Here is a 25,506-nt window from a genome sequence, read left to right as displayed (position 1 = left end):
GATCGAACTCCATGCCGCGCGTGAGCGTCGATACAATGCTACGGACCGCCTCGCGATCGCGCTCGCCCAACTGCTGCAGGATCGCCAGCGCCGGCTCGAGCGATTCCAGCAGCCGCCGCTCGTCAGACTGTTGTTGTTGCGCCGCCAACTGTCCAACAATCTCGCGCAGCGGCCCGCGATCGTATTCATCGTTATTCACATGCGCACGCAGCGTTAATAGCATTCGCAGCCGCAGCGCGGGCTCGATCAGCGGCGTGTCTGCGATCGTGTCGGCGGCGCGCGCCAGCAGATACGCTAGGCCAACTGGATCCCGCATGCCGGCGGGCAGCACGCGCAGCGTCAAGTAGAACGAGCGGGACACCCCCTTGAGTAGCGGACCGAGCAGGAAAGCGCGCGCCGGATCACGCATGGTTCGGTCAGCAGCCGTCACGGCGGCGGGCGGTTGTAGGCCGACCACCGGCCCAGCGGCACGTCGCGCGTGCGCTGCAGCGCCATCGGATCGAGAGTCGAACGATGAATCGGACATCGCGCAGCCATGAATTGACAATCACAGCCGGCATTGTACCGGTTCACGGACCGGCGCTGCCGCGCCGTCGGGTCTGGCAAACCGCCTTCGGCCATTATCGAGGCCTGGTCCGCGTGAAGAGGCAACTATCGGGCATTGTCGCACGTCATGTTGAATAACATACCGCCCTTGCCCGGCGTTTGCATCACCACGCGAAGCCGGTGTTCCTTTTCAATGTAGAAACCCACGCCGCGAACCGTCGAGTTTGGGTAGGAACACATTGTGTCGCCTGAGTACTCAATCTCGATATCGTAGGCATTGCCCCACTCACGAGGAGCGATTTTGCCGACAAACGGGCAATATCCCTCTGTCCCTGTGATCCTACCCCGGCCATCGATTGTCATTTCAATGATACTCGGCATATTGATCTCGTTGACAAGATAGTCACGTTTGCTGAACATGCCTTTGTATGTCCCGACCACTTTGCTTACAGCCGGCTTGGTATATAACGCTATGTCGGTATTGCCTTGGAATTGGAGCGGCGGCAGGCCATCGGCGGAGGCAACGATGTGAATCGATTGCGAATTGAACAACAAGTTGTCGACCTGAGTGGCAATACTCTGATAGCTGGGAAACTGGTTAGCCAGGATTGAGACCACTGTGGAACCGACGTGGGAAGGCAGCGAACGGCCGGAATCAGTTGACGTGCTTAAATTGACCTTTATTGCAAGCCGCTCTTTCAAATAGAGGATCCCGGTCCCGGCGTTGCCCATGTCGAGATCGCCAACAATGGCCTCACCTATATCGTCGCCGTAAGCGTAGATTACATAAAACTTGCCCGACGGGGTAACCAATGCGGTGAAACTGTAGTGGCCCGATAGGCTGCCTACGTATTGGCCTTGCGCTTCGTGCACTTCCATGAGCTCAGTCTGTACGTTGACGTCCGCGGCCTGAGCGACGAGTTCGGGTTCGGTTTGTACGCCGACTTCCGCGGCTTGGGCGACGCGCTCGGGTTCGGTCTGTACGCCGACATCCGCGGCCTGGGCGACGCGCTCAGGCTCAGTCTGTACGCCGACTTCCGCGGCTTGGGCGACGCGCTCGGGTTCGGTCTGTACGCCGACATCCGCGGCTTGGGCGACGCGCTCAGGCTCGGTCTGTACGCCGACATCCGCGGCCTGGGCGACGCGCTCAGGCTCGGTCTGTACGCCGACGTTCGCGGCCTGGGCGACGCGCTCGGGTTCGGTCTGTACGCCGGCATCCGCGGCTTGGGCGACGCGCTCGGGCTCGGTCTGTACGCCGGCATCCGCGGCTTGGGCGACGAACTCGGGCTCGGTCTGTACGCCGACATCCGCGGCTTGGGCGACGCGCTCGGGCTCGGTCTGTACGCCGACATCCGCGGCTTGGGCGACGCGCTCAAGCTCGGTCTGTACGCCGACGTCCGAAATCCGCGCTTCGCGCTCGCCCACACCCACACCCAAGTCGTTCACCACAGCTTCGCTTACGCTATGGCCTGCCCGCCAAGTACTACGCCTTTTCCTGCCTCTGTCGTGATTCAGACTACGAATCTCGACGGTTCCATCCGTTGCATAAAATTGGCCTACATTCGTAATGTTGATGATATTCGTTGTATGAGCCGAATTTGTCGTAGAGGCTGGAAAACCGACCAGGGTACCGGTGTACTGGCCTTGTACGGGATCCATTGGCGACCGGGCCCGCTCTCGTTCTCCGTACGCCTCTTTAACGACGACGCGCTGGACCATGTCATCATCAGACTTGCCGCCACCACCTCCCCCACATGCCCCCGTAGCACCGACAAGCATCACGGCGACACACCGGGTTACTCTGTAACGTAGTGCCCTGATAATCCAACCGGATGCGGCTAAATCCTTTAAGTCCGCGTCGGCGCGCATCGATTCACTCGCGGTTCGAGCGTCTTCTAACACCGTCCTATTCCGTTTCCTTTGCTCGCAAACTAGATCAAACGGCACCACACCCGCTTTTTTACTCAATTGCTCAAATCCATGTAAAACTGTCTTTGGCCCAACTCGAAACCGCTTAATCGATTCCCGATACCATACGTGATGCACTCGATTCCGAAAATCAATGCGACTAAAAAAAGACCCGCGAGATATTAGCCCGCCCATGGCTTGTCTATTACCGCCGGCCACTTCTCTTTTGTGCTTGGCGAAACGCGTCGGGTCACTCGACCATCCTGCTTAGAACAGGCAAGCTCGACGCAACCTCGAGCAACATAGGCATACCTCCAGGCCGACGGGGTGTTGAAACACCGATGACAACGCCACACGGCGGAGTGTTGAAACACCGGTGACAACGCCACACGGCAGGGTGACGTCATTAATATGACATTCTACAACCGGAAAATGGGGTACGACAGTCTATCGCCGAGAGAACTGGAATATGCAGGCGGCAAGCCGCCCACAATATAATCAAGTCAGACAAATATTTGCCATTAAGTCAGACAGGGGTTCGCCGACGGACAGCGCGCAGCGCTGCACCGTTGCGGGCAAACCACGCACCGTACCAGCCCAATGCTTGATGCACGCCGAAAAATCCAGCCCGCCTATACCACGCTGACTCATCGACTGGTAAAGCTGTTGCGCAAGCACCCCGAGCCAGACTAGCTGCTTTACATGGCGCGCCGCCTCGATCGCCAACCCGAGGTCTTTGAGCATCAGGTCCGCCGTGAACCCGCCGCTGTAGCCGCGCGCCGCCGGCGCATTCGACAGCACGCCCGGATTCGACAGCACGCCCGGATTCGGATTATAAGTATCCGAACTCCAGCAACGGCCGGTTGACGTGTTAATGATGCCGGCCAGCACCGCCGGGTCGATGCCGAGCGAAACACCGAGCGACATTGCTTCAGCCACGCCCATCATCGAGATACCGAGTACCAGATTGTTGCAGATCTTGGCCACCTGCCCCGTGCCCGATTCGCCGCACCGAACGACGTTCTTTCCCATGCTCAGCCACACCGGTTGGGTCAAATGAACGACCCACAAGCGCTCGCCATGCGGCGTTGCACGCCCACTACATCATGGATACCATTCCCGCCCCCGATGGCAGCAAAAGCGCCATCGACCAGCGCAAGCACGCATGACACGCGATGTGCGGCCAGCCATTGCCCGACGCGTATTCGATTTGACTGGCATCGCCGCGGCGACACCAACCCGGCACAGCAATGGTTTAGGACGCTGAGGCAACCGTAGCGGCATAGTTGGCAAGCGCCTCAACGCTGTTGATAAATCCCAACAGCGATTCGCGCGCGAACCCGTATGATGGAGATTGTCATGGCCCCCACTTCACGACTGCTCAATGCCGCCGTCTTCGCCATCCTGCTCGCTACCGCCCGTCGTCGTGTGGTTTCGCGACGATCAACGCCTAGCCGACAATCCCGCGCTCGAATACGCCACTGCCACGGGCCACCCTGTCGTGTGCGTGTATGTTCACGACCCGGCACCACGAAATACGCGCCCGCCGGGCGCGGCTGTGCGCTGGTGGCTCCATGAATCTTTACGCGCACTCAATGCTGCGCTCGTAGCATTGGGCGGCGAATTGATCGTCCTTCACGGCTCCGAGGCGCAGGCCATCGAAGCGTTTGCCGTGGCAATCGGCGCGATCAAGGTGTGCTGGAATCGCCGGTATTCGGCACCGCAACGCAAAACCGACACCGCGATCAAGACGGCGCTCAAAGAACGTGGGATTGCGGCTTTCACTTTCAATGGCCACTTGCTGCGAGAGCCGTGGGCCGTGGCCACGCGAGATGGCCGTCCGTTTCAGGTCTTCGGCGCGTACTGGCGCGCCGCGCGCCACCAGTATTCCCCTGAAGCACCGCAACCCGCACCTCAGCGGATCCACTTCTTTCCCGTGCCGGAAAACATCGGCGTGGCGGCGCGCGTGGAAAATCTGTCTGCATTGGCGCTCCAGCCTCACGCTCCCGACTGGGCCAGCGGGCTGCGCGAAACGTGGCAATGCGGCGAACAAGCGGGACAGACGCAACTGGACGATTTTCTCGCAAATGCGCTGACCCGCTACGCGAGTGGACGCGACGTTCCCGCGATGCAGGCAACCAGCCGGCTCTCTCCGTATCTTCGCTTCGGCAATCTCTCGGCACGGCAAGTATGGCATGCAGCACTGTCTGCGGCGCGCGCCGGGCGCCACTGCGGCGACGCGCGCAGCGCGTGCACCGCGAGCAGCGGCGTCGATAAGTTTCTCAATGAGCTTGGCTGGCGCGAGTTCTCATACTATCTGCTCTATCATTGTGCACCGCTGCATCAAGTCAATTGCAAGCGGCAATTCGACACCATGCCGTGGCGTGCCGATACCGCGGATCTGCGCGCGTGGCAGCACGGCCGCACCGGCTATCCGCTCGTTGATGCCGGCATGCGCAAGCTGTGGCATACGGGTTGGATGCACAATCGCGTGCGGATGGTGACTGCGTCGTTTCTCGTCAAGCATCTGCTTATCGACTGGCGCGAAGGAGAGGCTTGGTTCTGGGACACGCTCGTCGATGCCGACGAAGCCAGCAATCCGGCGAACTGGCAATGGGTGGCCGGCAGTGGCGCGGACGCGGCGCCATACTTTCGCATTTTCAACCCGGTGCTACAGGGCCAGAAATTTGACCCACAGGGCGTCTATGTGCGGCGCTGGGTGCCCGAACTCGCGCGCTTGCCGAGCGGGTGCCTCCATGCGCCATGGCTCGCACAACCCGAGCAACTGGCGTCTGCGTCGGTTCGGCTAGGTCAGGACTATCCGCTGCCGGTGGTGCCTCACCAGCAAGCACGCGAGCGGGCGCTGAAGGCGATGGAGCGCATGCGTGGGCGCGAATCGGGCAGCGCCGACCTATTGGCATGATCAAGCGGGTTTGCGCGACGCGGCTGCTCGCGATCCGCAGCCGCCGAATCGATCAAACTGCTGCCCGGCCACTCGAAGCACCGTGGATACTACCGCGTCGTCGCGATCGAGGAGGCACATCTGGTGCTCGAGCCGTGAGGGCGGTACAAGCATCGCTGATCGTGTCGGCGGCGGACCGCGCGCAGCTTGCCCGATGTCAACGTATCGTGCCGATTCATTCGGTTCTTCCATTGTCGTTTCGGCACCGGCGCAACGTATCGCCGCGCTTGCTCCGACAATCACGGATTTTAGAGCCTACCCAATGCCACATCCGCTACCCTTGAGCATCGCACCGCGTGCCAGCCAGGGCACGCAAACATTCGATCCGATCCCCCCGACGGCTCGCACGCCCGATGCAGGCGGGAAGCAAATCACCGCGCAACGACGCAATGGAGTGCATCGACTCGACGGGCTGGGTGCCCAGCAACTGACCAAGAACCCGCAAGCCACTATTGGCCTGAACGAGATGCCAACGGAGCTTCTCGCCAACATATTCCGCCGTGTTCCGCTCAGCGATGCGGCGCGGTTGTCCGAGGTCAATAGCAAGTTCCGGCAGCTGCTGCTGCCGCGACGGCATTGCTTTCTTGTCAACAAGAAACTGCAGGCCATTCGCCAACTGCCCCCCGGCCCCCAGCAGCACGATCAAGCACGCAGGCTATGGACAACATCGTTGGAACTGCTCGAGCATAGCCGTGCCGAACTGGATGGGATTATCCAGTCCTTTGAACTCGAATGGCTGGCCCCGCAGGATAGAAAGGACGTGCTGGACCAGATGATCGAGCATCTAAAACACTCGCATGATAGCGCGTCGTGCGCGACGCAACCCGATGAGCCCAATAGCGGGTTGCCATCGCGCGATAACGCGTCGGCACGCACGCGGCAACGTCACGCACTGCTAAACCACCTGAAGTCGCAAATCGAAACTTTGCCGAAAGGCGAACGCGCGTCGGCGCTGACACGGATCATCGAATTACAAGGTCAGGAAGCGACGACGGTCGAACGCTTGTTTCCGCGAATCCATGACGGAAATGTCTGGATATCGAACCGCGACTATGCCATTCATTTGCTGAACTACGGTTTTTTCGAGGGCGAGGCTGCCGCGCTCGCCGGCGAGCGTGACCCGCATGCATTGGAGGATCCCGACATCGAGATTTGCACTGCCGTCATCGCGTGGCGGCCCAAAAACCTGCCACTACACAAGTTTATCGACTTGCTCGAGCAAGCGATAGGTGATGCCCGCCGTCACGGGGACACCCACCGCGTGGGTGCCGACGACGAGACGGCGGACGACGAACGGGCCCGGCTCGTGCAGCGATTGAGAAACCTCACCCGCAATGTGACGTCCGACGCGCTGACGTCCGACGCACACACCCTATCACGGTCGACATTCGACCCTATCGAGCGCGTTCGCACGCGAGTCTGAGCCAGCGTTCATCGTTCGATGATGCCGGCGACAGTACGCAGCTTCGTTGACTTCATGGCGAAGTGGTTCGCCGCATGACTGCCCGACTTCCATGGCCAAGGCTGTGGCACGTGGCACCGCTTCGCGACGTACTCGGCGTCGATAGTCATTTAATCATTATCGTGGACTGTACTGACGGCAACGAATAGAAAGCGTACCCTTAAGACTATTGCAACCACTCATCCTCGCAACATCACGTGTATTTGCACAGTGCTGTTGCATCAATCCATCTAATCTGGCGCTTCAAGGGGGCGGTATGTGTACCCACTACGAATCCGCGACGCTCGGCGACTTGGGCACATTCACTGAGTTTCCTCGGCCGACGTTTGATTACCCTCGCAGCGTCTATAAGGACTACGCGGCACCAATTTTCCGTATGGGAGAAGGCACGAGAAGCACCGATCGGGCAACGTTTGGCCTCGTGCCCCGTAAGCACATCCCGCCCGGCGTCAAGGTGTTCGATACGATGAACGCTCGAGCCGAGACCGTGGGCGAAAAACGCAGTTTTTCGACATGCTGGCGCAATGGGCAGTTGTGTCTTATCCCTGCATCAAGCTTTTACGAGCCGAACTATGAAACTGGCAAGGCGGTGCGCTGGCGGATCAAACTAGTGAGCGGCGAGCCGTTCTCGATTGCAGGGTTATGGCGTGCGTGGGACGATAGTCTGGCGTTTACGATGCTGACGCTCAATGCCGACTCCCATCCGCTCCTGCGCCGTTTCCACAAGCCTGGATGGGAGAAGCGCGGCATCGTGATCCTGCGGCGCGAATACTATGACGACTGGCTGACGTGCCGTGAGCCGGAAGTGGCCAGGACGTTTTTGAGCTTGTTGCCAGCCGATGAACTTGTCGCGGCCCCTGCCCCACTGTCTACGCGCAAAAATGTGGACGATGCAAAATGAGTACGCAAAAACCCATGGCTGCAACGGAGTATGCCAGACACCCGTCAGGATCAAGCGAGCGGCGCTAACCTGCCAGTGACCCTGGGGGCATGAAGTCGGTGCCCCGGACGACGTGGCCGAATGCGAAAGGACGCGATGGGTAGACCGGCGTAAACAGCTGACTGCCGGGGTCTACGTCAGTGCGCGTCGCCACCGGCCGAAGGGCATCGAGTCTCTCCAGCGCCTTTGTCGCTGATGCGAATTGACATGCGCGGCGGCGGGTGCCATGCACCCCATCGCGTCAGCGCGCCTCGTTCAACTGATCGAGGATAGCCGGGTTTTCCAGCGTCGACACATCTTGCGTGATCGCCTCACCGTTGGCCAGCGAGCGCAGCAGCCGCCGCATGATCTTGCCGGAGCGCGTCTTCGGCAAGTTGTCGCCGAACCGAATATCCTTCGGCTTGGCAATCGGGCCGATCTCCTTCGCGACCCATGCCCGCAACTCGTTTGCCACCTTCACGGCCTCGTCGCCCTGCACCCGTGCGCGCTTGAGCACGACGAACGCGACCACCGCTTCGCCGGTCGTGTCATCGGGCCGGCCGACGACCGCCGCTTCGGCGACGATCGGATTAGCCACCAGCGCCGACTCGATCTCCATCGTGCCGAGCCGGTGACCGGACACATTCAGCACATCGTCAATGCGTCCCATGATCGTGAAATACGCGGTTTCCTCGTCTCGTACGCTGCCGTCTCCGGCAAGATACAACTTGCCACCGAGTTCCTCGGGAAAATAGCTTTTCTTGAAACGCTCCGGATCACCCCAGATCGTGCGGATCATCGAGGGCCACGGACGCTTGATCACGAGGATCCCGCCCTGTCCGTTCGGTACGTCCTGGCCGGTCTCGTCAACGATTGCTGCCATGATGCCCGGCAACGGCAGCGCGCATGAGCCCGGCACGAGCGGCGTGGCGCCGGGCAGCGGCGTGATCATATGGCCACCGGTCTCGGTCTGCCACCACGTGTCGATGACCGGGCAACGCTTGGCGCCGACCTGCTCGTAATACCAGACCCACGCTTCGGGGTTGATTGGCTCGCCGACGGTGCCGATGATACGCAGCGACGACAGGTCGTACGCGCGCGGATGGCATGCCGGATCGGCATCCGATGCCTTGATCAGCGAGCGGATCGCGGTCGGCGCCGTATAGAACACGGTGACCTTGTGCCGCGCGATCATCTCCCAGAAGCGGCCCGCGTTCGGATACGTCGGCACGCCTTCGAACACGACTTGCGTTGCGCCGCACGCCAGCGGACCGTACGCGATATACGTGTGGCCGGTGACCCAGCCAATATCAGCGGTACACCAGAATACGTCGTTCGGCTTGATATCGAACGCCCATTTCATCGTCAACGCGGCCCACAGCAGATAGCCGCCAGTGCTGTGCTGCACGCCCTTCGGCTTGCCGGTGGAGCCCGACGTGTACAGAATAAACAGCGGATGTTCGGCACCGACCCATTCCGGCTCGCATTGCTCGGGCTGTTGGGCCACCAGTTCATGCAGCCAATGGTCGCGCCCTTCGTGCCAGGCGACCTTGCCGCCGGTGCGCCGATAGACGATGACATCCTTCACCGCATCGCATCCGCCCATCGCAAGTGCCTCATCGGCAATACGCTTGAGCGGCAGCGCCTTGCCGCCGCGCATCTGCTCGTCGGCGGTCACCAGCGCCACGGCGCCGACATCGACCAGCCGCTCATTGAGCGATTTCGACGAAAAACCGCCGAACACAACCGAATGCGTCGCCCCGATCCGGGCACAGGCCTGCATCGCGACGACGCCTTCAACCGACATCGGCATGTAGATCACCACGCGGTCGCCCTTGCGCACGCCGCGCGACTTCAGCGCATTGGCGAACTGGCATACGCGCCGGCGCAGCTCGCCGTAGGAGACAGGCGTGACCGTGCCATCGTCAGCCTCGAACACGATTGCGTTCTTCTGCGCGTGGCCCGCGGCGATCTGCCGGTCCAGGCAATTGTATGAAGCGTTGAGCAAACCGTCCTCGAACCACGTGTAGAACGGTGCATTGGATTCGTCCAGCACTTTTGTGAACGGCTTGTGCCACGCCAGGTGCTCGCGCGCCAGGCGGGCCCAAAATCCGTCGTAGTCGCGCTCGGCCTCGGCGACCAACGCTCGATAGGCATCCATGCCAGCGATGGCGGCCGCGGCCGTGGTCTGCACGGAGGGAGGAAACACGCGCCGCTCCTGCAAGACCGATTCAATGGCAGACATCAAACTACTCCCTGATAATGGAATGAATAAAATCGTTGTCGTGCACCGTCGTATCGCCTTACCCACAGTTTACGCTGCTGCGGTGCAGCAAAGTCGGTCGCTGCGCCGCATCGGCCCCGCGTGTTTGCCGACGTCTAGCCAGCACTCTACAATGCCAGCCCAATTAAGAAAACGACGAACAGCATCGAATTCGCCGTGACCCCGCAGTGGATCGCTACGCACGCTTGCTCCTCTGCGCGATACTGCGCGTTGGCGCCAATGTCGGCATCAGCAAGATGCATCGTCGCGTTCATTGCGGTGCCAGTCCTCACGCTACTGCGGTTCGTGATCGCGGTCGGCGTGCTCTGGCCGCTGTACCGGCCCGCGAAGATACGCTCGGTCACGCGCGGCGAATGGCTGGATCTGTTCCTGCAATCGCGGTTCGGCACGTAACGGGCTGCGGCACACGAGCGCGGCCGCCGCCGGCGTGGTCGCCAGCACGATTCCGGCGCTCGTCGCGCTGTTTGCGTGGCGGTTTCTGAAGGCCGCCGGTGGCCGCCGCTGCATACGGGATCGCCTTTCTTGGCCAGCGTCCGAGCACAGCGCACGGAGGCGCGCTGGTATGCGTGCTCGCCGGCATTGCGTTGGTCCGTATGCGACCGGCTCGCGTCCCGGTCGCGTCATGACCCGCCGCCGTGCGTCTGAGCCGAGCGGGCCACAGCCAAGCTTTTGCGACGCGGTACAATAACCGCATTGGTACAATAACTGTATTTTGACCCCACCCTGGCGTTCGCCTCTGCCCGCGCGCGTGCACGGGCAGTGCGACACCGTTTGCTCAGCTGCACGATGCCTTCCAGTCACCCGCCATTTTCGCCGTCCGGGCCGCGCCGCATGCGCGCACTGCCGTCGCTGATCTTTTTCAGTCGCTGGCTGCAGCTCCCACTGTACCTGGGCTTGATCCTCGCCCAGGCCATCTACGTCTTCCTGTTCCTGAAGGAGCTGTGGCACCTGGTGTCGCACGCGGCGTCGCTAACCGAGACCAATGTGATGCTAGTGGTGCTCGGGCTGATCGACGTGGTGATGATCTCGAACCTGCTGATCATGGTGATCATCGGCGGCTACGAGACGTTCGTGTCGAGGCTGGGTTTGGAGGGCCATCCGGACGAACCGGAGTGGCTCGACCACGTCAATGCCGGCGTGCTGAAGATCAAGCTGTCGATGGCGCTGATCAGCATTTCGTCGATCCATTTGCTCAAAACCTTCATCGACCCCGACCAGCATTCGTCGCAGGCGGTGGTGTGGCAAGTGCTGATCCATCTTGCATTCCTGCTGTCGGCGCTCGTGATGGCCTGGGTGGACAAGCTTACCTCGCACGCGCCGCATGTTCCTGTGTCACTAGCCGATTCGACGCACAATTGAGCGTGACTCCCGCCGCCAGCCCATGCGGCGCCCCAAGAGAAAAGCACCATGACAGTCATCAAGCAGGAAGACCTGATTCAAAGCATCGCCGATGCGCTGCAATACATCAGCTACTACCATCCGCTGGACTATATCCAGGCGCTGGGCCGCGCGTACGAGCGCGAGCAAAGCCCAGCAGCAAAGGATGCGATTGCGCAGATCCTCACCAACAGCCGGATGTGCGCCGAGGGGCGCCGCCCGATCTGCCAGGACACCGGCATCGTCACGGTGTTCGTCAAGGTCGGCATGGACGTGCGCTGGGATGGCGCGACGATGAGCGTGACGGAGATGATTAACGAAGGCGTGCGGCGCGGCTACACGCACCCGGACAACGTACTGCGCGCCTCGATCGTCAACCCGCCCGAAGGTGCGCGTCAGAACACCCGGGACAACACGCCGGCAGTGATCCACTATGAGATCGTTCCGGGCGACAAGCTCGACGTGCAGGTGGCGGCAAAGGGCGGCGGCTCGGAGAATAAGTCGAAGTTCGCGATGCTAAACCCGTCTGATTCGATCGTCGACTGGGTGCTCAAGACCGTGCCGACGATGGGTGCCGGCTGGTGCCCACCGGGCATGCTTGGCATCGGCATCGGTGGCACGGCCGAAAAGGCGGTGTTGATGGCGAAGGAATCGCTGATGGATCCGATCGACATCCAGGACGTGATCGCCCGTGGACCGCGCGATTGGATCGAGGCGCTGCGCGTCGAACTGCACGAAAAGGTCAATGCACTGGGCATCGGCGCGCAAGGACTGGGTGGTTTGTCAACCGTGCTGGACGTGAAGATCATGGCGGCGCCCACGCACGCGGCCAGCAAGCCGATCGCGATTATCCCGAACTGTGCAGCGACCCGCCATGCGCACTTCACGCTCGACGGCTCCGGCGTCGCGCGGCTGGATCCGCCGCCGCTGGAGGCTTGGCCCAATGTGCATTGGCAGCCGAACACCGAGACCAGCCAGCGCGTGAACCTCGATACGCTGACGCGCGAGCAGGTCGCCGGCTGGAAGCCGGGCCAGACGCTGTTGCTCTCGGGCAAGATGCTGACCGGACGCGATGCCGCGCACAAGCGCATTGCGGACATGCTAGCCAATGGCCAGCCGCTACCGGTCGACTTCACGAATCGCGTGATTTATTATGTCGGCCCGGTCGATCCGGTGCGCGACGAAGTCGTCGGCCCCGCTGGCCCGACGACCGCGACACGGATGGACAAGTTCACCGAGATGATGCTCGCGCAAACCGGCCTCATTTCAATGATTGGCAAGGCCGAGCGCGGCCCGGTCGCGATCGATGCGATCAAGCAGCACAAAGCGGCCTACCTGATGGCGGTCGGCGGCGCCGCGTACCTCGTGTCCAAGGCAATCCGCGGCGCGCGCGTGGTCGCGTTCGAGGATCTCGGGATGGAGGCCATCTACGAGTTCGAGGTCCAGGACATGCCGGTCACCGTGGCGGTCGATTCCAACGGCACGTCGGTCCATCAGACCGGCCCGAAGGAATGGCAGGCCAAGATCGGCAAGGTTTCGATTGCGGCCGCGTAGCGGATCGGCATGCTGCGCAGCCGCGCGGCTTTACATTTGGCGGGCAACGGACGACTCGGTTCGCTCCATGATTTGCGCACCATCCGTGCCTGCCCACAACAAGGAACCGATCATGCAAGGCGACAAGAAAGTCATCGAATATTTGAACGCTCAGTTGAAAAACGAACTGACGGCAATCAACCAGTACTTTCTGCATGCACGGATGTATCGGCACTGGGGACTGGACAAGCTGGGCAAGCACGAATACGACGAGTCAATCGGTGAAATGAAGCATGCCGACTGGCTGATCGAGCGCGTATTCATGCTCGATGGCTTGCCGAATCTGCAGGATTTGCACAAGCTACTGGTCGGCGAGACCACGCAGGAAATTCTTGAATGCGACCTGAAGCTCGAACTGGCGTCGCAAACGACCTGCAAGGAAGCAATCGCGTATTGTGAGTCCGTGCAGGATTATGTGTCGCGCGAGATCTTCCGCCGCATCCTGGACGACACCGAAGAGCACATCGATTGGCTCGAGACACAACTCGAATTGATCAACAGGATAGGCATCCAGAATTACCAGCAGTCCGCGACGACAGCTGTCCAATCGTAAGCCGCGGTAGCCACCAGCACGGTGAAGATGACGATGCGCAACGCGGCACCGATCGGCGTATTCGACTCTGGAGTCGGGGGCCTGTCGGTGCTGCGCGCGATCCGTGCGGCGTTACCCGATGAGGCACTGCTGTATTGCGCCGATTCCCGCTACGCGCCGTATGGCGAGCGCGACGACGCGTTCATCGCGGCGCGCACGCTAGGCATCGGCCGGTGGCTTGCGACGCAACACGTGAAGGCGATCGTGGTGGCCTGCAACACCGCCACCGCGCATACCGTATCGATGTTGCGCGAGCGTCTGCAGATGCCGATCATTGGCGTTGAGCCGGGCATTAAGCCCGCCGCGTTGCAGTCGCGCACCCGCGTGGCCGGCGTACTGGCGACCGCCAGCACGCTCAAGAGCGCGCGCTTCAACGCGCTGCTCGCCCAGTACAGCGGCGATTGCCGATTCGTCTGCCAGGCGGGCCATGGTCTGGTCGAGGCAATTGAGGCGGGCGACATCGGCTCGCCGGTCGTCATGCAGCGTCTGGCCGCATGCCTGCAGCCGATCCTGGACGCCAACGCCGACACACTGGTGCTAGGCTGCACCCACTATCCGTTTCTGCTGGATGCAGTGCGTACGATTACCGCCGACCCGCTTCACGTCATCGACACGGGCAAGGCGATCGCGCGTCAACTGGTGCGGCGGCTGGTCGACCAGCAGTTGCTAATCGACACGGGCCCGGCCGCCGCGCACGCCGAGACGATCCCCGCGCCAGCGCCGTTGCGGCTCGTCACCACAGGCGACGCCCCGCAATTGACCTGCATCGCCCGGCACCTGCTCAGCGTCAACGTGGTCGCCGAACACGTTGAAATAGCGTCGGAACCGATTTATCGCAACGTACCGGCCTGACGCAAGGCCGCCGCCCCGATGTGACAAAAAATGATCCATCGCGCTTGCACAGGTCGCCACAAAGAATGATAATAATTCGCATTAACGTTAGCTGTCAGCGCATCATGATCGTCTGCGTGTGCAAGTCTGTTTCTGACCGTACTATCCGTGCGTCGCTGGCGTCCGGTGCCTCGACGTTCGACGAGTTGCAATTCGAATTGGGCGTGGCAACGTGCTGCGGCAAATGCGAGGAAACCGTGCGCGACCTGGTTGCCGCCTGCGGTGCATGCACGAACCTGTGCGGCCCCGACACCCACCCGGCGCGTCATGGGGTGCCGGCGCCCGTTGCGTTCTACGAGCGCAAAGCGGCCTGACACCAATTGATGCCGGGTCGCGGCCCGATGCCGCATCGGTTCTGCCCGGGCTCGTCTTTCTCCGTGCAAGCCAGCGCGACGCGCGAGCCAGCCCCATTACCGCACCGCGCTCCCGGAGGGCTTTATGGAACTGCTGCTTGGATTCGCGACAACGCTATGCCTCTCCTTTCTGATTTTCCGACGCTGAGCCCGGCCCACTCCGGCCCGCGTCGAAGCAAAGCCGGCCATTGTCCGCGTCGCGCCCCTCGTGCATCTGCCATCGGCCAACGCTAATATGCAGGTTTCCCCCAGTTTGGCTGGAGCGCTGCGCTCCAGTGCAGCCTCGCCGATGAAATCGCGCCCCGTCGCGCACTACGCGACCACGCTCGCCGCAGTGGCCCTGTTGCATGCCGGCGTGATCGCGTGGTTGGTTTATGGGCGCGCCGACACCGTCCCGACCATAACGGTCGAGTCCCGGCCGCTCATGGCCGAACTGCTGGCCCCGCCGGCACCGGTCGCGGTGCAGTCCGCGCCCACGCCCACGCCTGCGCCGCAACCCAAACCCAAATCCGTGGTAAGGCCGAGGCCCAATCCCAAGCCCGTCGTCAAGCGTCCCACGCCACCGATGCCGGTACGTGATACCCCATCGCAATCGGTGCCCACGCCGCCGGCGCCCCCGGCCGCGCCGGTGTCTACGCCCGCGCCGGTCACCGAGCCTGCGTCACCCGCCGCGCCGAGCCCTCGCTCGGTCGTCGCGCAGGGCGCACCCAAGGGCGTCGCCAAGCTCGACTGCCAGATCGTGCGGCCCGATTATCCCGCGCTGTCTAGACGACGCGAGGAAACGGGCACAGTGATCGTCAATCTGGTCGTCGGCCTGGAGGGCAAAGTGGAACGGGCCACGATCAAGAAAAGTAGCGGTTATGATCGATTGGACGAGGCCGCGCGCAACGCCGCGCTAGCCAGCACGTGCCGGCCGTACATCGAAAATGGGCAACCGATCCGGGTCACGGCCGATCAGCCGTATGTGTTTAATCTAAGCGACTGAGCCACGCTGCGCCGGCTGATACCGCGCCGCCGATGCGCCCATTGCCGAGCCCGTCCGCTCAACAGCGTCACTGATAACGAGGATACGAAGGAAGCACCATGCAGAACTACGGTATGGCCCACGTGTGGGCACAAGGAGATGTCGTCACGCGCGGCATCGCGATCACACTATTGATTATGTCAGTGCTGTCGTGGAGCGTGATCCTAATCAAAGGATGGGACGTGCTGCGGCTGCGGCGCCTGACGCGCAATATCGAGCAGCAGTTCTGGCATGCCGACGATTTCACCGAAGGTCTTATGAAGCTCAGCTCGACCGGCGCCAGTGCCACCGATAACCCGTTCGTCGCACTCGCGCTGTCCGGCAAGGAAGCCGCCGACCATCACCATAAAAGCCAGCCTCACCTGCACGACCGGATGGATATTTCGGATTGGATAACGCGCTGCCTGAAGGACACCCTGGATGACTGCGTCGCCCGAATGCAAAGTGGGCTGGCGATCCTTGCTTCGATCGGCAGCACCGCACCGCACCGTTCGTTGGCCTGTTCGGCACCGTATGGGGCATCTATCATGCCCTGCTGACGATCGGGGCAACCGGCGACACGTCAATCGACAAGGTTGCGGGACCGGTGGGCGAATCGCTGATCATGACGGCATTCGGCCTATTCGTCGCGATTCCCGCAGTGCTCGGCTACAACGCGCTAACCCGCTCGAACAAGGCCGTGGTGACCAAGCTGAATCGCTTCGCGCACGGGCTGCACGCGTACTTCGTGACAGGCGAACGACTGTCCTCAACGCGCCAGCGCGGCGAAGGCCCGCGGCTAGCGACAGCTGGCAAATGAGCGAGGTACGACAATGGCAATGACCCCCTTTGCGGACGACGACGACGGGCTGATGAACGAGATCAACATGACGCCGCTGGTCGACGTCATGCTCGTGCTACTGATTATCTTTATCGTGACGATTCCGGCGATCCAACACGCAGTCAAGCTCGACCTGCCGCACGCGAGCAGCCAGCGGCAGGATGTGCGGCCCGCGCACGTCACGGTGTCGGTCAATGCCGATGGCACCGTGTTCTGGGATAACGTCAAAGTATCCGACGCCGAGTTGCAGCGCAAGATCGCCGCCGCCGCGCAGGCCCACCCGCAGCCGGAATTGCATCTGCGAGCCGATCGCAAGGTCGCGTACGAGCGTGTAGCCGACGTCATGTCTTACGCGCAATCGAGCGGGTTGGCCAAGATCGGGTTCGTGACCGAGCCCAAGGCGCACTGATCAATGAGTTACGCAACGCCACGTCGCGTGGCGCCCCCTGCGCGGGCGCCGGCGCAGGCGGCCTCGGCTGCCGTGCCCGGGCCACCCTAGCCCCCGGCCAACGGCTAGGGGCTACTTTTTCACCTATCGCACACTGGGCCGCGGCTTAGCCGGACCCTGCAAGCGCGGCACGCGACGCTCAACGCCCGGCTGCGCAAGGCCCGCCGTGTCACGGCGCAGCATACGCAGTTGCGCCACCGACGCCGGCCCAATCGAATCGATGCTGGTCTGGCGCGAAGCATCAGCCAGGCCTGCCCCCACGAGCAACTTGGCTTCCAGTTTCAAGTTGGTCAAGCGCGCCGGATCCTGCAAGGCGGTGCGCTGCGCCAGCAGCTGGCTCCAGGCATTGTCGCCGTAATTGACCACGTAGTAATCCTGCCCACTCGGATCGGCCAACACCGCGCCACAGCCATCGAGCCGCACCTGCATGTCAGTGGCCTTCATCGCGAGCGTCTTGCGGCGGGTCAAGCCATCGCCATATGCTAACGTCAGCGGAATAGTCCATTGCGTGCCCGGATACCGATTCTGGTTCGGAAACGGCTGCTGTTTCAGCGTCACGACCGTCTGATTGGCACTCAGGTCACAGCGCGTGTCGAGCGAAACCAGCGGAATACCAGTCTGCCGCACGAAGCTGTCGCCGATCGCCGCCATCGGCTCGCCGCTGACTCGGGCCAGTTCGTCCCACAACCGCTTGGGCGTGGCGTTGCCGAGCGCATAATTAGCTAAGTAGGACTGCAACGCGCCGCGCAGCACCGGCTCGCCCAAATAGCCCTCGATCATCTTGAGCACCTGTCCGCCCTTGTTATAGACGAACGTGCCCGCACCCAGCACAAAATCATTGGACGCGTACGCGCTGAAGTTGGGCTGAACCGGGAATGCCGATGATTTCAAGTCCGCCGCGATCACACGGTATTTATTCTTCACCTCGTCGGCCCAACTAAAGCGGTCCGGAAAGAAGCGAATCTTGGTCTTGTTCTCAAAGAACGTCGCAAACGACTCATTCAGCCACACGTCGTCCCACCAGTCCAGCGTGACCAGATCGCCGAACCACTGATGCGCAGCCTCATGCGTGAGCACGGTCAGGCCGTAGTCCGACATCGGTGTGCCAGGAGACGGCAGGATGTCGTCTGCGAACTCCAGGATTGCACCCCAGTTTTCCATTCCGCCGAAGTTTAGGTCTTTTTGCTCTTTAAACGCGTCGTTTGCGGCGACCGTGTCGAACTTGGTGAGCGGCAGCGGGATACCCGTATAGCGGTAGTAGAAATCCAGGGCCTGCTTGGTCTGATTCATCGCAGGACGCGCCCACTCCTTCATACCAGGCGGCGTGAAGATGCGCAGGTGCAGACCCTTACCATCCGGCAGCGGGCTCGAAAAGTCGTCCTCGAGCACATCAAATTGCCCGCCGCCGAAGAACAGCAGATAGGACGGCATCGGCGGCGTCTTCTCGAACGACACTCGCTTGTAGCCGCTATCGATGTCCACCGACGGCAGCTCCGCCGCATTGGACACCACCCGCCAATTGCTCGGCACGTCGGCGCTCACCTCATAGTTTGGCCGAAACGCCGGTTCATCCCAGCCCGGAAACCACTGGCGCGAGAGGTCCGATTCGCCCTGGGTGAGGATCGCGCCGCTGGTGATGCCATCCGTCGCCTTCAAGTCGACGCGGAACACGCCCTCGGCGGCCGAGCAGCCGGGATAGGGATCGTCGCCACAACTTCCGCCGGTGTGCGTGACCGGATCATCATAGGTTTTGAAGTTGATGGTGCCCTGCCACTCCATATGCAGCGAATAGGTGCCCGCCGCAATCTGCCCGCTCACGGGACGAAGCTGATAGTAGTCCCCCTTGTCCTGGGGCACCGCCGTCAGGGGAACATTGCCCGGCTGCAGCGTGATCGAGCCGTTGATGAAGCGGATCCGGTGCCCCGCGACGACAATCGCGTTGACCGGCTCGCGCACCTTGATCTGAACGTCAGCGCGCCCCTGAAACGCTGACAACGCCGGATTTGGCCGGAACCACAGCTTGTAGTTCAGCGGTACCACGGTATCGGGCATTTCGACCGGGGAGACCGTCTTGACCACTGCCGGATTGGCGGCGATCGGCGCGGTGGGAGCCGTGAGCGGCGCATCGGATGACGACGGCAGCACGGCCACGGTGCGGCTGGCCGTACTCTGGGGCCCATCTCCGCCCCCGCATCCACTCAACGTAAACAACGCAGCCACCGTCACGCACGGAAGCCATACTCCAAAACGAGTGAGCATAAAAAAACCTCGAGTGAGAAAGCAATGGGTTGATATGTCATTTCTGCTGCTTACTTCCTCACTCGCGCGTTGCGCCATATCGCCGGCGCACGGTCGCCCCGTATGCATGGATCGCGGACGTAACGCGTACCCCAGCATTGCCATTCAGCGATGCTTTTTATATGAAATACTAAAAATTAGGAAAGCAAAATCTACTACACAGACGGGCAGATCATTCCACTGAACCAGCAACCGCGGCCTCTACACTAGAATGCGCCGCATCCAGCTCGGGGTTTACCCCCTGTCGCGGGCTGACTCGCCTGGAGGCAGTACAAAGATTAAGAGCACGCGCATTCGCGTGTCAACTTTCTTTCAAAATTTTTTTTCGTAGTGGGCAAAGCACTCTACGCGTCGTTATCGGAAATTATTGTCACGCTTCGCACCACATTACGATTTTGAAAGGTAAATAGGTAACGCGGCGCGATCGCTTCGATTAGCCGGAATCCAAAATTTGTGTAGCTGGCTGTGGGCAAATCGTCTTCCGGCACCCAAGGTTGGCTCCACGCGTGTTGCAACTCGGGTCGCGCGCTCCACGTCCAGTAATACTCCGTGCGTAATCCTCGGGCGCGCGCTCGTGGCCATCATAAAAACCGTGCCGATACGTATAACATTGCGTCAGGGTGTTGCCGGTGATCTCATCGGTCTGGATCTGTCGCGCCACGGATGCGGCACGGTCAATACCAGCGCCGCACAGCCAGTGCCGTGCATCCGCAAAGCTCACTTGACACGTGTTGTCATAGCGCACGCCGTCAGGCCACGCGAGCGGCACCGGCTGAGCGAACCTGTTGCCGCCTTGATTAAGGAAACTCAGCAGTCGATCGCTTTCCAGATAGATTAAGTCGGCCGCGCCTGAACCGTCCAAGTCCGCGAGCCGCACGCGTGCCGGATCAAACGTGTGCGCGCCAAAGCCGGCCTCACGCCCAGTCCGAATGGACCGTTGCCCGTGCCACTATCGTAAGTAAGCGCGAGCGCCAGTGTCGCGCGCCCCACATCGGTGAGCGGCAGCGGCAAGCTTAACGATGCGGTGCCACTGACGCCACCGACACGCAATGTCTCGCCCAGCCCCTGGGAGGCGCCACCGTAAAAAAAGCCGTCCGGTGTCCTCTCGCACCTATGCGCTAGCCGACCGGCCATACCATCCCGAGTTTGACCAGGTGCTTAACGTAGCTGTCCGAGCATGACCTGGCAAGCACAGCGCGTGCAGGCCGAACCGGCGCTTTAACTCGGAATCAACGTTTGCTTGACCGCATTGGTAAAGCTGACTCCGCCATCCAAGGCGGTATACTGCACTTGAATAAGTACATCGTTGAGCGCGTCCAATGACGCTTTTTGTGCAGGATCGGCGGGCAATTTTTTACCCTCAATCGTTTCCTCCACTGCACGCGGGAAAGTCAGCATCCAACTGGACACCGCACCGGTCCCCTCGAACGGCAAATAGCGCCCATCCTGCACAAGCAGTGCAAACGTGCCGCTATCGTCTAAGCCCGAGGACAACGCAATCTGCTGGCTTGGCCGCAAATTATTCACGACATGTGTGCCACTGCCAGTTGCGTTATCGTTTAAATAGTTGACACCGTCGATATCCGGTTGTAACAGCGTTTGGCTGCGAGTTTGGGTCAGCAATGCCCGCACCTCTTGATAAGGACCGTTTAGTGTAGGCAGCGTGACACTGACCTGTTGTAAGCAGCGCGCATAATGGCCCGGATAATGGGCGTCAAAGTCCTGTTCTGACAACGTGAACTCAAACTTACCTTGCGCTTTTTGCGCGTCAAATTGATCGCCTAGCAGCGTCTTAAGCGAAAAGGTCCGGGTAATATTGAGCCGACGGTCATTGCGTGCCAGATAGGCCGATTCCATTCGATGCAGGCTGAGCGACAACGTCTCGCCGACCAGCAACCCGCGGTAACTATCGTTCCACGCATTAGTCGGAACCCAGTATGTGCTGAAATCTCCCAACTCATACTGCCAGCACGCCTGCACGTTCATGCACAGTGACAGTACCGCATCGTACGCTTGGTAATATAGTGCGCAGAGTTGGCTGGTCAACCACTGATACAGGCTCGATTGCGTAAAGCGAGAACTCAGAAAATCGAGCATCGCCTGTTGTTGCGCTTGCTGCGTATGGGCTTGATCAATCACCGTTTGAGCGGCCTTTTGCCGTATTGCGAGCGCCTGCAGTTGTTTGTCGATCACCTGGGATTTTAACTGCGCTTGTTCATACTGAAGTCGCCAGTCATCGCGCCGTCGCCGGTATGCTTCGCTTTGCGCGAGACGAGCGGCTTTGCCTTCCATCGCGGTGCGCGCCACGCTCATGCCAAGTGAGACAGCCTGCGTCGCCGCGCCCCAACGGGAACCGCCATTAGCCAGGCCAAAAACGTTTGGCGCCATATCGAGGCCGCCAGCAACCGCATACATTGCCGCTTCGCTCACGGACATATCACTGACGGTATTTTGCAAGTCCATCGATTCTTGCTCGGCGCGACTGATATTGTCGTTATAGCTATCCAAATAGTAGTGGTAGCGCTGATCCGCCAGCGTCTTTTGGGCCTGTAGCGTGTCGACATCGGCTTTGAGCGCATCCAGCTCTTGCTGCTGCAAGCTGATCGTGAAGTTGGACAGGTCCACCAAATGCTGTTGGCTCAGTTCCAGCTGATGGGCATTTTCACCACGCTCCAGCACGCTGAGCAGCGTATTGCCAAACTGGCTGAGCATATCGACCGCGCGGTACGCCGTCGGCAGCAGCGATTGAAAACGATATGGCAGAATAATCTGACTGGCACCATTGCCGCTGTTACCTAACGATCCCGCTTGGGCACGCTGCGTCAACAGCGCCAATGGATCAGCAGGCGTCGCAAACAGTGGCAAGCTGAGCGGCTTGCCATCCAGGGTTAAGCTATGGCGCAGGTTGTACAGCCGTGCGTCGAGCATTTGCCAATACGTAAGCAATTGCGTATTGAGCGGCGGGCGAAAGTTTGGGTTGTCTAATATACTGAGCAGACTCAAGTTCTGCGCCGGCAGGGCCAGCCAGCGCATGTCCGGTTCGTGCTCCAATTCACGCACCGCCGCGTATTTTTGGCTCGCGAGGACCTGCAACGTATTGGGCGTCCAACGGCTGCTCATCGAGACCGTGGGCGGCGGTCCCATCAGCTCCCGTGCCTGATCATAAAATACGCGGGCGGCTGTCAGTCCATCGGGCGTGAGCAGCCGATACGCATTGTCACCCGTCGCAATGAGGGTACGCACATAAGCCATAAACACCGCTTTTTGATAAATAACCGGATCGGCATACGCTTGCGCATCTGGATTGAGCGCATCGCGCATCAAAAAGCTGGCCGTCGATACATCGGCATCCTCAGGCGGACACAGTGGATAGACATTCCAGTAATCGGGCGCCGTGATACCGGTGACCGCATCGGTATCTTTATCTTTGGCCGCCGGATCGAAGATATAGTGCAGCCAGTGCTGCGCGTCGGTGTTTTGATTCTCGCTACTAAAGCGCGTGGCGACCAGGTACGGCACATGGAAAAACAACTCCCAAAAATACAGGCCGTTGGCACTCGTGAAATCCATCGGCTGCAGACGGCCGTTGGGCGCACTACTGTCGACACGCAATTGCGGTTCTTGCGGCATTGCTTGAGTCGTATAGTGCAGCAGCGTGCCTAAACTGACGTTGGCCCGGCGAATCAATTCGCGCACAAACGTCGTATTGAGCCGGGTGTCGGGCAGCAGAAACTCGCCGTCCTCCGCCTTATTTCCGTTAAACGTAATGAATTGGACGTTGCCTTGCTGGCTGTCATAACGCGTGCACAGCTCAGGAACCTGGGCCGGTGTGTTCACCGACACCAATTCAACTTGAACTGACCACGTTTGATAGGCACGACCGACACTGCCAGAAGACGGGGTGCGCACCAACTCATTGCGCAGATGGTAAGTGATATTTCCTTGCTCCGGGAAGTCCTCGCTGCTGATCGAATGCGTGGCGGCACAGTTGTCTGTCGGTTGCAACACGTAGCGTTGCGTGGTGGTGTTGCTCGCCACCACACTTTTTTCCGTACCGCCTTGAACCGTGTAAATGGATAATTTATGCTGGAATCGATATGTGACACTGACTTTATTGGCGTTCTTGTTAATACCAAAGGTTAAGTGATAAGCATCCCAATAACCATTTTCTGGCCCGATAGAAAAAAATATTTCAGTGGCTGGATTATTATAGAATAACACAGCCTTTCCGTGCAAATCCAAGGTCCTTGAAGTGGGCGTACCTCCTTCAAAAGCGATGTTTTTTGAACTATCAATTACAAATTTCCACCCATACCCCCAACCCATGTAAACTGGAAGAGTAGCGGTAGTATATTTGTAAATCCCAGCAGAAATATCCACATTCCCATAACCAGCATCGTATTTAATTTTAGTATCGTAAAAACGATAATTCGATCCGTCAAAGCTAAACTTGATTGATCGATTCGCATCGCCAGCTGTCAAATGATAATGCGTTCGATTACTTGTGCTTCCGGTTGGCGTCTGATCACCGTTAGGAAACACATACAAGCTTTTCCATACGCCCCCATCACGCGTTTCATCGGGGCATCGACCTAGTTCAGCGCCAACTTGCAGCGTCAGTCCGTCGCTCGCAATTGACACCGAAGGTGTGGCCAAAGCCCCCGGCCAATTGCTAGGAATACCTGAATCATAATGCGGAGTTTTCTTTTGGATTGATCCAACGACAATTTGATATTTTTTACCCTGTAAATTATATTGTAATGATTGATAACGGATACCGTCTTTGATAGCACCCGGCCGATAAATTAAAAAATCTGACTTAACGTTATCGCCGGTTGTTTTTATAATAATAAAGGATGTATCACAAAACAGAAATGCTGCTTGATCAGGAATCTTATCCTGCTCACCTTCATACACAAATAAGCCAATAAACAGGTTGCCTTCTGGACGCGTACTACCGGTCACGCCACGGCTAAAATCCACGATCGCTACTGTATCAACTTTAGTTAATTCAAAATTGGTACCTTCCTCAACCTCCAGCACACCACCTGTCAAGACACAAGAATTTCCCTTTTCGTCGAACCCTTGCAGCTCAGCTATATTCGGCGCGGACCAGCTGCCGTCATAACGTAAATATCCGTAGTGTACGCGGTAAGCATGCACTTCCGGCGTGACGTCAGTGCCGTCGCTCTTTTTCTTCGGCGTGGGGTCCCGTTCAACCCAGCTAACGTACAAACGGTTATTGAAAAATACCGGCCGCACAGTCCAACTGAGCACATTGCTGCTATTCAAGGGTAAGGTGATCGCTCGCCAATCATTCCAACAATTTGGCGTGATCTGCGGATGCTCGGCCGTGCCGCCGTTTTTACTCAAATCCATGCTGCGCCAGTAATAGCTATGCGGCTCCGCAGTGGTGCGACCAATAAAGTAATAAGTCCCTTTGCCAAAATCCGTTTGGCTGCAACAGCCGTTGATCACCAACAGATTGCTGACCGCCTCAAACTCGTTCAAGTAGCTGAGCACCGCGTCCTGCACGCGGTCGACATTAAGTCGATTTTGGTTTAGAGAGTTTTCCAGTTCTTCAAAGAAGTGGCTTTTGTCCTGGCGCGTGGACGGTAAAATATAGTTTTCCGGATAGTCACTGACCTGCTGGCTGGCTGACCAGCGCGCATACTGGCTATCGATCTCCCGCCATGACGCGATATCGTCTTGCGACATCGGATTAAAACCCGGCTCCTGATTTAACGCAATGCGGTATAGGTACTGCTGCAGGCTCGCAATTGCCTGCGCGACACGACTGGTTTCAACCTCTTCGCTCACTGCTGTGTCAATGAGCAAATATTGGTACAGATCGTCTTGGGTCACCGCTTGATCGCCTACACCCGGCAGCGTCGGCGCCACATAACCCCGATAATAGGCTTGTAGCGCATCGCGCCGGGATTCATTGAGCCGTTTGGCAAGCGCATTTTGCATGTTGGTGATCCTTTGCTTAAGTTAAAGCGGTCTTAGTGCACACAGGTTCGGTGCCA

Annotated in this window: 17 protein-coding genes and 3 pseudogenes; 13 read left to right on the top strand and 7 right to left on the bottom strand. The window is 59.7% G+C overall.

The window, feature by feature from the left end; genetic code table 11:
* The coding region (locus IHE30_RS05445; RefSeq protein ID WP_337689407.1) for a squalene/phytoene synthase family protein at positions 1–409 on the bottom strand (409 nt) is incomplete at its 3' end.
* A gap of 242 nt (positions 410–651) precedes the next feature.
* A complete protein-coding gene (locus IHE30_RS05440; protein ID WP_337689391.1) occupies positions 652–1,425 on the bottom strand; it encodes a hypothetical protein in 774 nt (257 codons plus the stop codon).
* Here IHE30_RS05440 and IHE30_RS05435 point away from each other — a divergent pair.
* Entirely contained in the window at positions 1,399–2,358 is a 960-nt protein-coding gene (locus IHE30_RS05435) for a hypothetical protein (protein WP_337689390.1), read from the top strand. The genes IHE30_RS05440 and IHE30_RS05435 overlap by 27 nt on opposite strands.
* A 699-nt stretch (positions 2,359–3,057) precedes the next feature.
* On the opposite strand, the pseudogene IHE30_RS05430 reads toward IHE30_RS05435, so the two are convergent.
* Positions 3,058–3,504: pseudogene (locus IHE30_RS05430) on the bottom strand (NAD-binding protein); the annotation flags it as partial.
* A 334-nt stretch (positions 3,505–3,838) separates the two neighbouring features.
* Here IHE30_RS05430 and IHE30_RS05425 point away from each other — a divergent pair.
* From IHE30_RS05425 to IHE30_RS05415, 3 genes are all read left to right on the top strand, one after another.
* Positions 3,839–5,377, top strand: a complete 1,539-nt coding sequence (locus IHE30_RS05425; RefSeq protein WP_337689389.1) for a cryptochrome/photolyase family protein — start codon at positions 3,839–3,841, stop codon at positions 5,375–5,377.
* Between the two features lie 301 nt (positions 5,378–5,678).
* On the top strand, positions 5,679–6,839 hold the full coding sequence (locus IHE30_RS05420; RefSeq protein WP_337689388.1) for an F-box protein: 1,161 nt from the start codon (positions 5,679–5,681) through the stop codon (positions 6,837–6,839).
* Positions 6,840–7,134: 295 nt separating this feature from the next.
* Positions 7,135–7,779, top strand: coding sequence for an SOS response-associated peptidase (locus IHE30_RS05415; protein ID WP_337689387.1), 645 nt, complete (start codon positions 7,135–7,137; stop codon positions 7,777–7,779).
* A gap of 280 nt (positions 7,780–8,059) precedes the next feature.
* On the opposite strand, the gene acs is transcribed toward IHE30_RS05415, so the two are convergent.
* Positions 8,060–10,042: an acetate--CoA ligase gene (gene acs, locus IHE30_RS05410; protein WP_337689386.1), complete on the bottom strand. Its 1,983-nt coding sequence runs from the start codon at positions 10,040–10,042 to the stop codon at positions 8,060–8,062.
* Between the two features lie 206 nt (positions 10,043–10,248).
* Here acs and IHE30_RS05405 point away from each other — a divergent pair.
* From IHE30_RS05405 to IHE30_RS05365, 9 genes and pseudogenes are all read left to right on the top strand, one after another.
* Positions 10,249–10,562 (top strand): annotated as a pseudogene (locus IHE30_RS05405) (EamA family transporter); the annotation flags it as partial.
* Positions 10,563–10,867: 305 nt separating this feature from the next.
* Complete coding sequence (locus tag IHE30_RS05400) at positions 10,868–11,440, top strand: TIGR00645 family protein (protein ID WP_337689385.1); 573 nt, start codon at positions 10,868–10,870, stop codon at positions 11,438–11,440.
* 48 nt (positions 11,441–11,488) lie between these two features.
* Positions 11,489–13,012, top strand: a complete 1,524-nt coding sequence (locus IHE30_RS05395; protein WP_337689384.1) for a fumarate hydratase — start codon at positions 11,489–11,491, stop codon at positions 13,010–13,012.
* Positions 13,013–13,124: 112 nt separating this feature from the next.
* Complete coding sequence (gene bfr, locus IHE30_RS05390; RefSeq protein ID WP_337689383.1) at positions 13,125–13,604, top strand: bacterioferritin; 480 nt, start codon at positions 13,125–13,127, stop codon at positions 13,602–13,604.
* Between the two features lie 27 nt (positions 13,605–13,631).
* Positions 13,632–14,495, top strand: a complete 864-nt coding sequence (gene murI, locus IHE30_RS05385; protein WP_337689382.1) for a glutamate racemase — start codon at positions 13,632–13,634, stop codon at positions 14,493–14,495.
* A gap of 104 nt (positions 14,496–14,599) precedes the next feature.
* On the top strand, positions 14,600–14,848 hold the full coding sequence (locus tag IHE30_RS05380) for a (2Fe-2S)-binding protein (protein WP_337689381.1): 249 nt from the start codon (positions 14,600–14,602) through the stop codon (positions 14,846–14,848).
* Between the two features lie 328 nt (positions 14,849–15,176).
* Entirely contained in the window at positions 15,177–15,872 is a 696-nt protein-coding gene (locus IHE30_RS05375) for an energy transducer TonB (RefSeq protein WP_337689380.1), read from the top strand.
* Between the two features lie 98 nt (positions 15,873–15,970).
* Positions 15,971–16,710 (top strand): annotated as a pseudogene (locus IHE30_RS05370) (MotA/TolQ/ExbB proton channel family protein).
* 13 nt (positions 16,711–16,723) lie between these two features.
* Positions 16,724–17,140: an ExbD/TolR family protein gene (locus IHE30_RS05365; protein ID WP_337689379.1), complete on the top strand. Its 417-nt coding sequence runs from the start codon at positions 16,724–16,726 to the stop codon at positions 17,138–17,140.
* Between the two features lie 123 nt (positions 17,141–17,263).
* Here the strand turns inward: IHE30_RS05365 and IHE30_RS05360 are convergent, their stop codons facing one another.
* The 3 genes from IHE30_RS05360 to IHE30_RS05355 form a co-directional block, all read right to left on the bottom strand.
* A complete protein-coding gene (locus IHE30_RS05360; RefSeq protein ID WP_337689378.1) occupies positions 17,264–19,438 on the bottom strand; it encodes a M1 family metallopeptidase in 2,175 nt (724 codons plus the stop codon).
* Between the two features lie 873 nt (positions 19,439–20,311).
* Positions 20,312–20,611, bottom strand: a complete 300-nt coding sequence (locus IHE30_RS15090; RefSeq protein ID WP_443193601.1) for a SpvB/TcaC N-terminal domain-containing protein — start codon at positions 20,609–20,611, stop codon at positions 20,312–20,314.
* Positions 20,612–20,695: 84 nt separating this feature from the next.
* The gene (locus IHE30_RS05355; RefSeq protein ID WP_337689377.1) at positions 20,696–25,450 is read right to left on the bottom strand and encodes a neuraminidase-like domain-containing protein; all 4,755 of its coding nucleotides are present in this window, start codon (positions 25,448–25,450) and stop codon (positions 20,696–20,698) included.
* Between the last annotated feature and the right edge of the window lie 56 nt (positions 25,451–25,506).

The organism is Mycetohabitans sp. B46 (assembly GCF_037389205.1).
Lineage (GTDB): Bacteria > Pseudomonadota > Gammaproteobacteria > Burkholderiales > Burkholderiaceae > Mycetohabitans.
This window is presented reverse-complemented; position numbering and strand designations above follow the sequence as displayed.

Coding starts and splice junctions, on each gene's coding strand:
- IHE30_RS05420 (WP_337689388.1), top strand. CDS start 5,679: ATGCCACATCCGCTACCCTTGAGCATCGCACCGCGTGCCAGCCAGGGC.
- IHE30_RS15090 (WP_443193601.1), bottom strand. CDS start 20,611: ATGGCCGGTCGGCTAGCGCATAGGTGCGAGAGGACACCGGACGGCTTT.
- IHE30_RS05380 (WP_337689381.1), top strand. CDS start 14,600: ATGATCGTCTGCGTGTGCAAGTCTGTTTCTGACCGTACTATCCGTGCG.
- IHE30_RS05360 (WP_337689378.1), bottom strand. CDS start 19,438: ATGCTCACTCGTTTTGGAGTATGGCTTCCGTGCGTGACGGTGGCTGCG.
- IHE30_RS05415 (WP_337689387.1), top strand. CDS start 7,135: ATGTGTACCCACTACGAATCCGCGACGCTCGGCGACTTGGGCACATTC.
- IHE30_RS05400 (WP_337689385.1), top strand. CDS start 10,868: ATGCCTTCCAGTCACCCGCCATTTTCGCCGTCCGGGCCGCGCCGCATG.
- IHE30_RS05395 (WP_337689384.1), top strand. CDS start 11,489: ATGACAGTCATCAAGCAGGAAGACCTGATTCAAAGCATCGCCGATGCG.
- bfr (WP_337689383.1), top strand. CDS start 13,125: ATGCAAGGCGACAAGAAAGTCATCGAATATTTGAACGCTCAGTTGAAA.
- IHE30_RS05425 (WP_337689389.1), top strand. CDS start 3,839: ATGCCGCCGTCTTCGCCATCCTGCTCGCTACCGCCCGTCGTCGTGTGG.
- IHE30_RS05440 (WP_337689391.1), bottom strand. CDS start 1,425: ATGGAAGTGCACGAAGCGCAAGGCCAATACGTAGGCAGCCTATCGGGC.
- IHE30_RS05375 (WP_337689380.1), top strand. CDS start 15,177: ATGAAATCGCGCCCCGTCGCGCACTACGCGACCACGCTCGCCGCAGTG.
- IHE30_RS05355 (WP_337689377.1), bottom strand. CDS start 25,450: ATGCAAAATGCGCTTGCCAAACGGCTCAATGAATCCCGGCGCGATGCG.
- acs (WP_337689386.1), bottom strand. CDS start 10,042: ATGTCTGCCATTGAATCGGTCTTGCAGGAGCGGCGCGTGTTTCCTCCC.
- IHE30_RS05365 (WP_337689379.1), top strand. CDS start 16,724: ATGGCAATGACCCCCTTTGCGGACGACGACGACGGGCTGATGAACGAG.
- murI (WP_337689382.1), top strand. CDS start 13,632: ATGACGATGCGCAACGCGGCACCGATCGGCGTATTCGACTCTGGAGTC.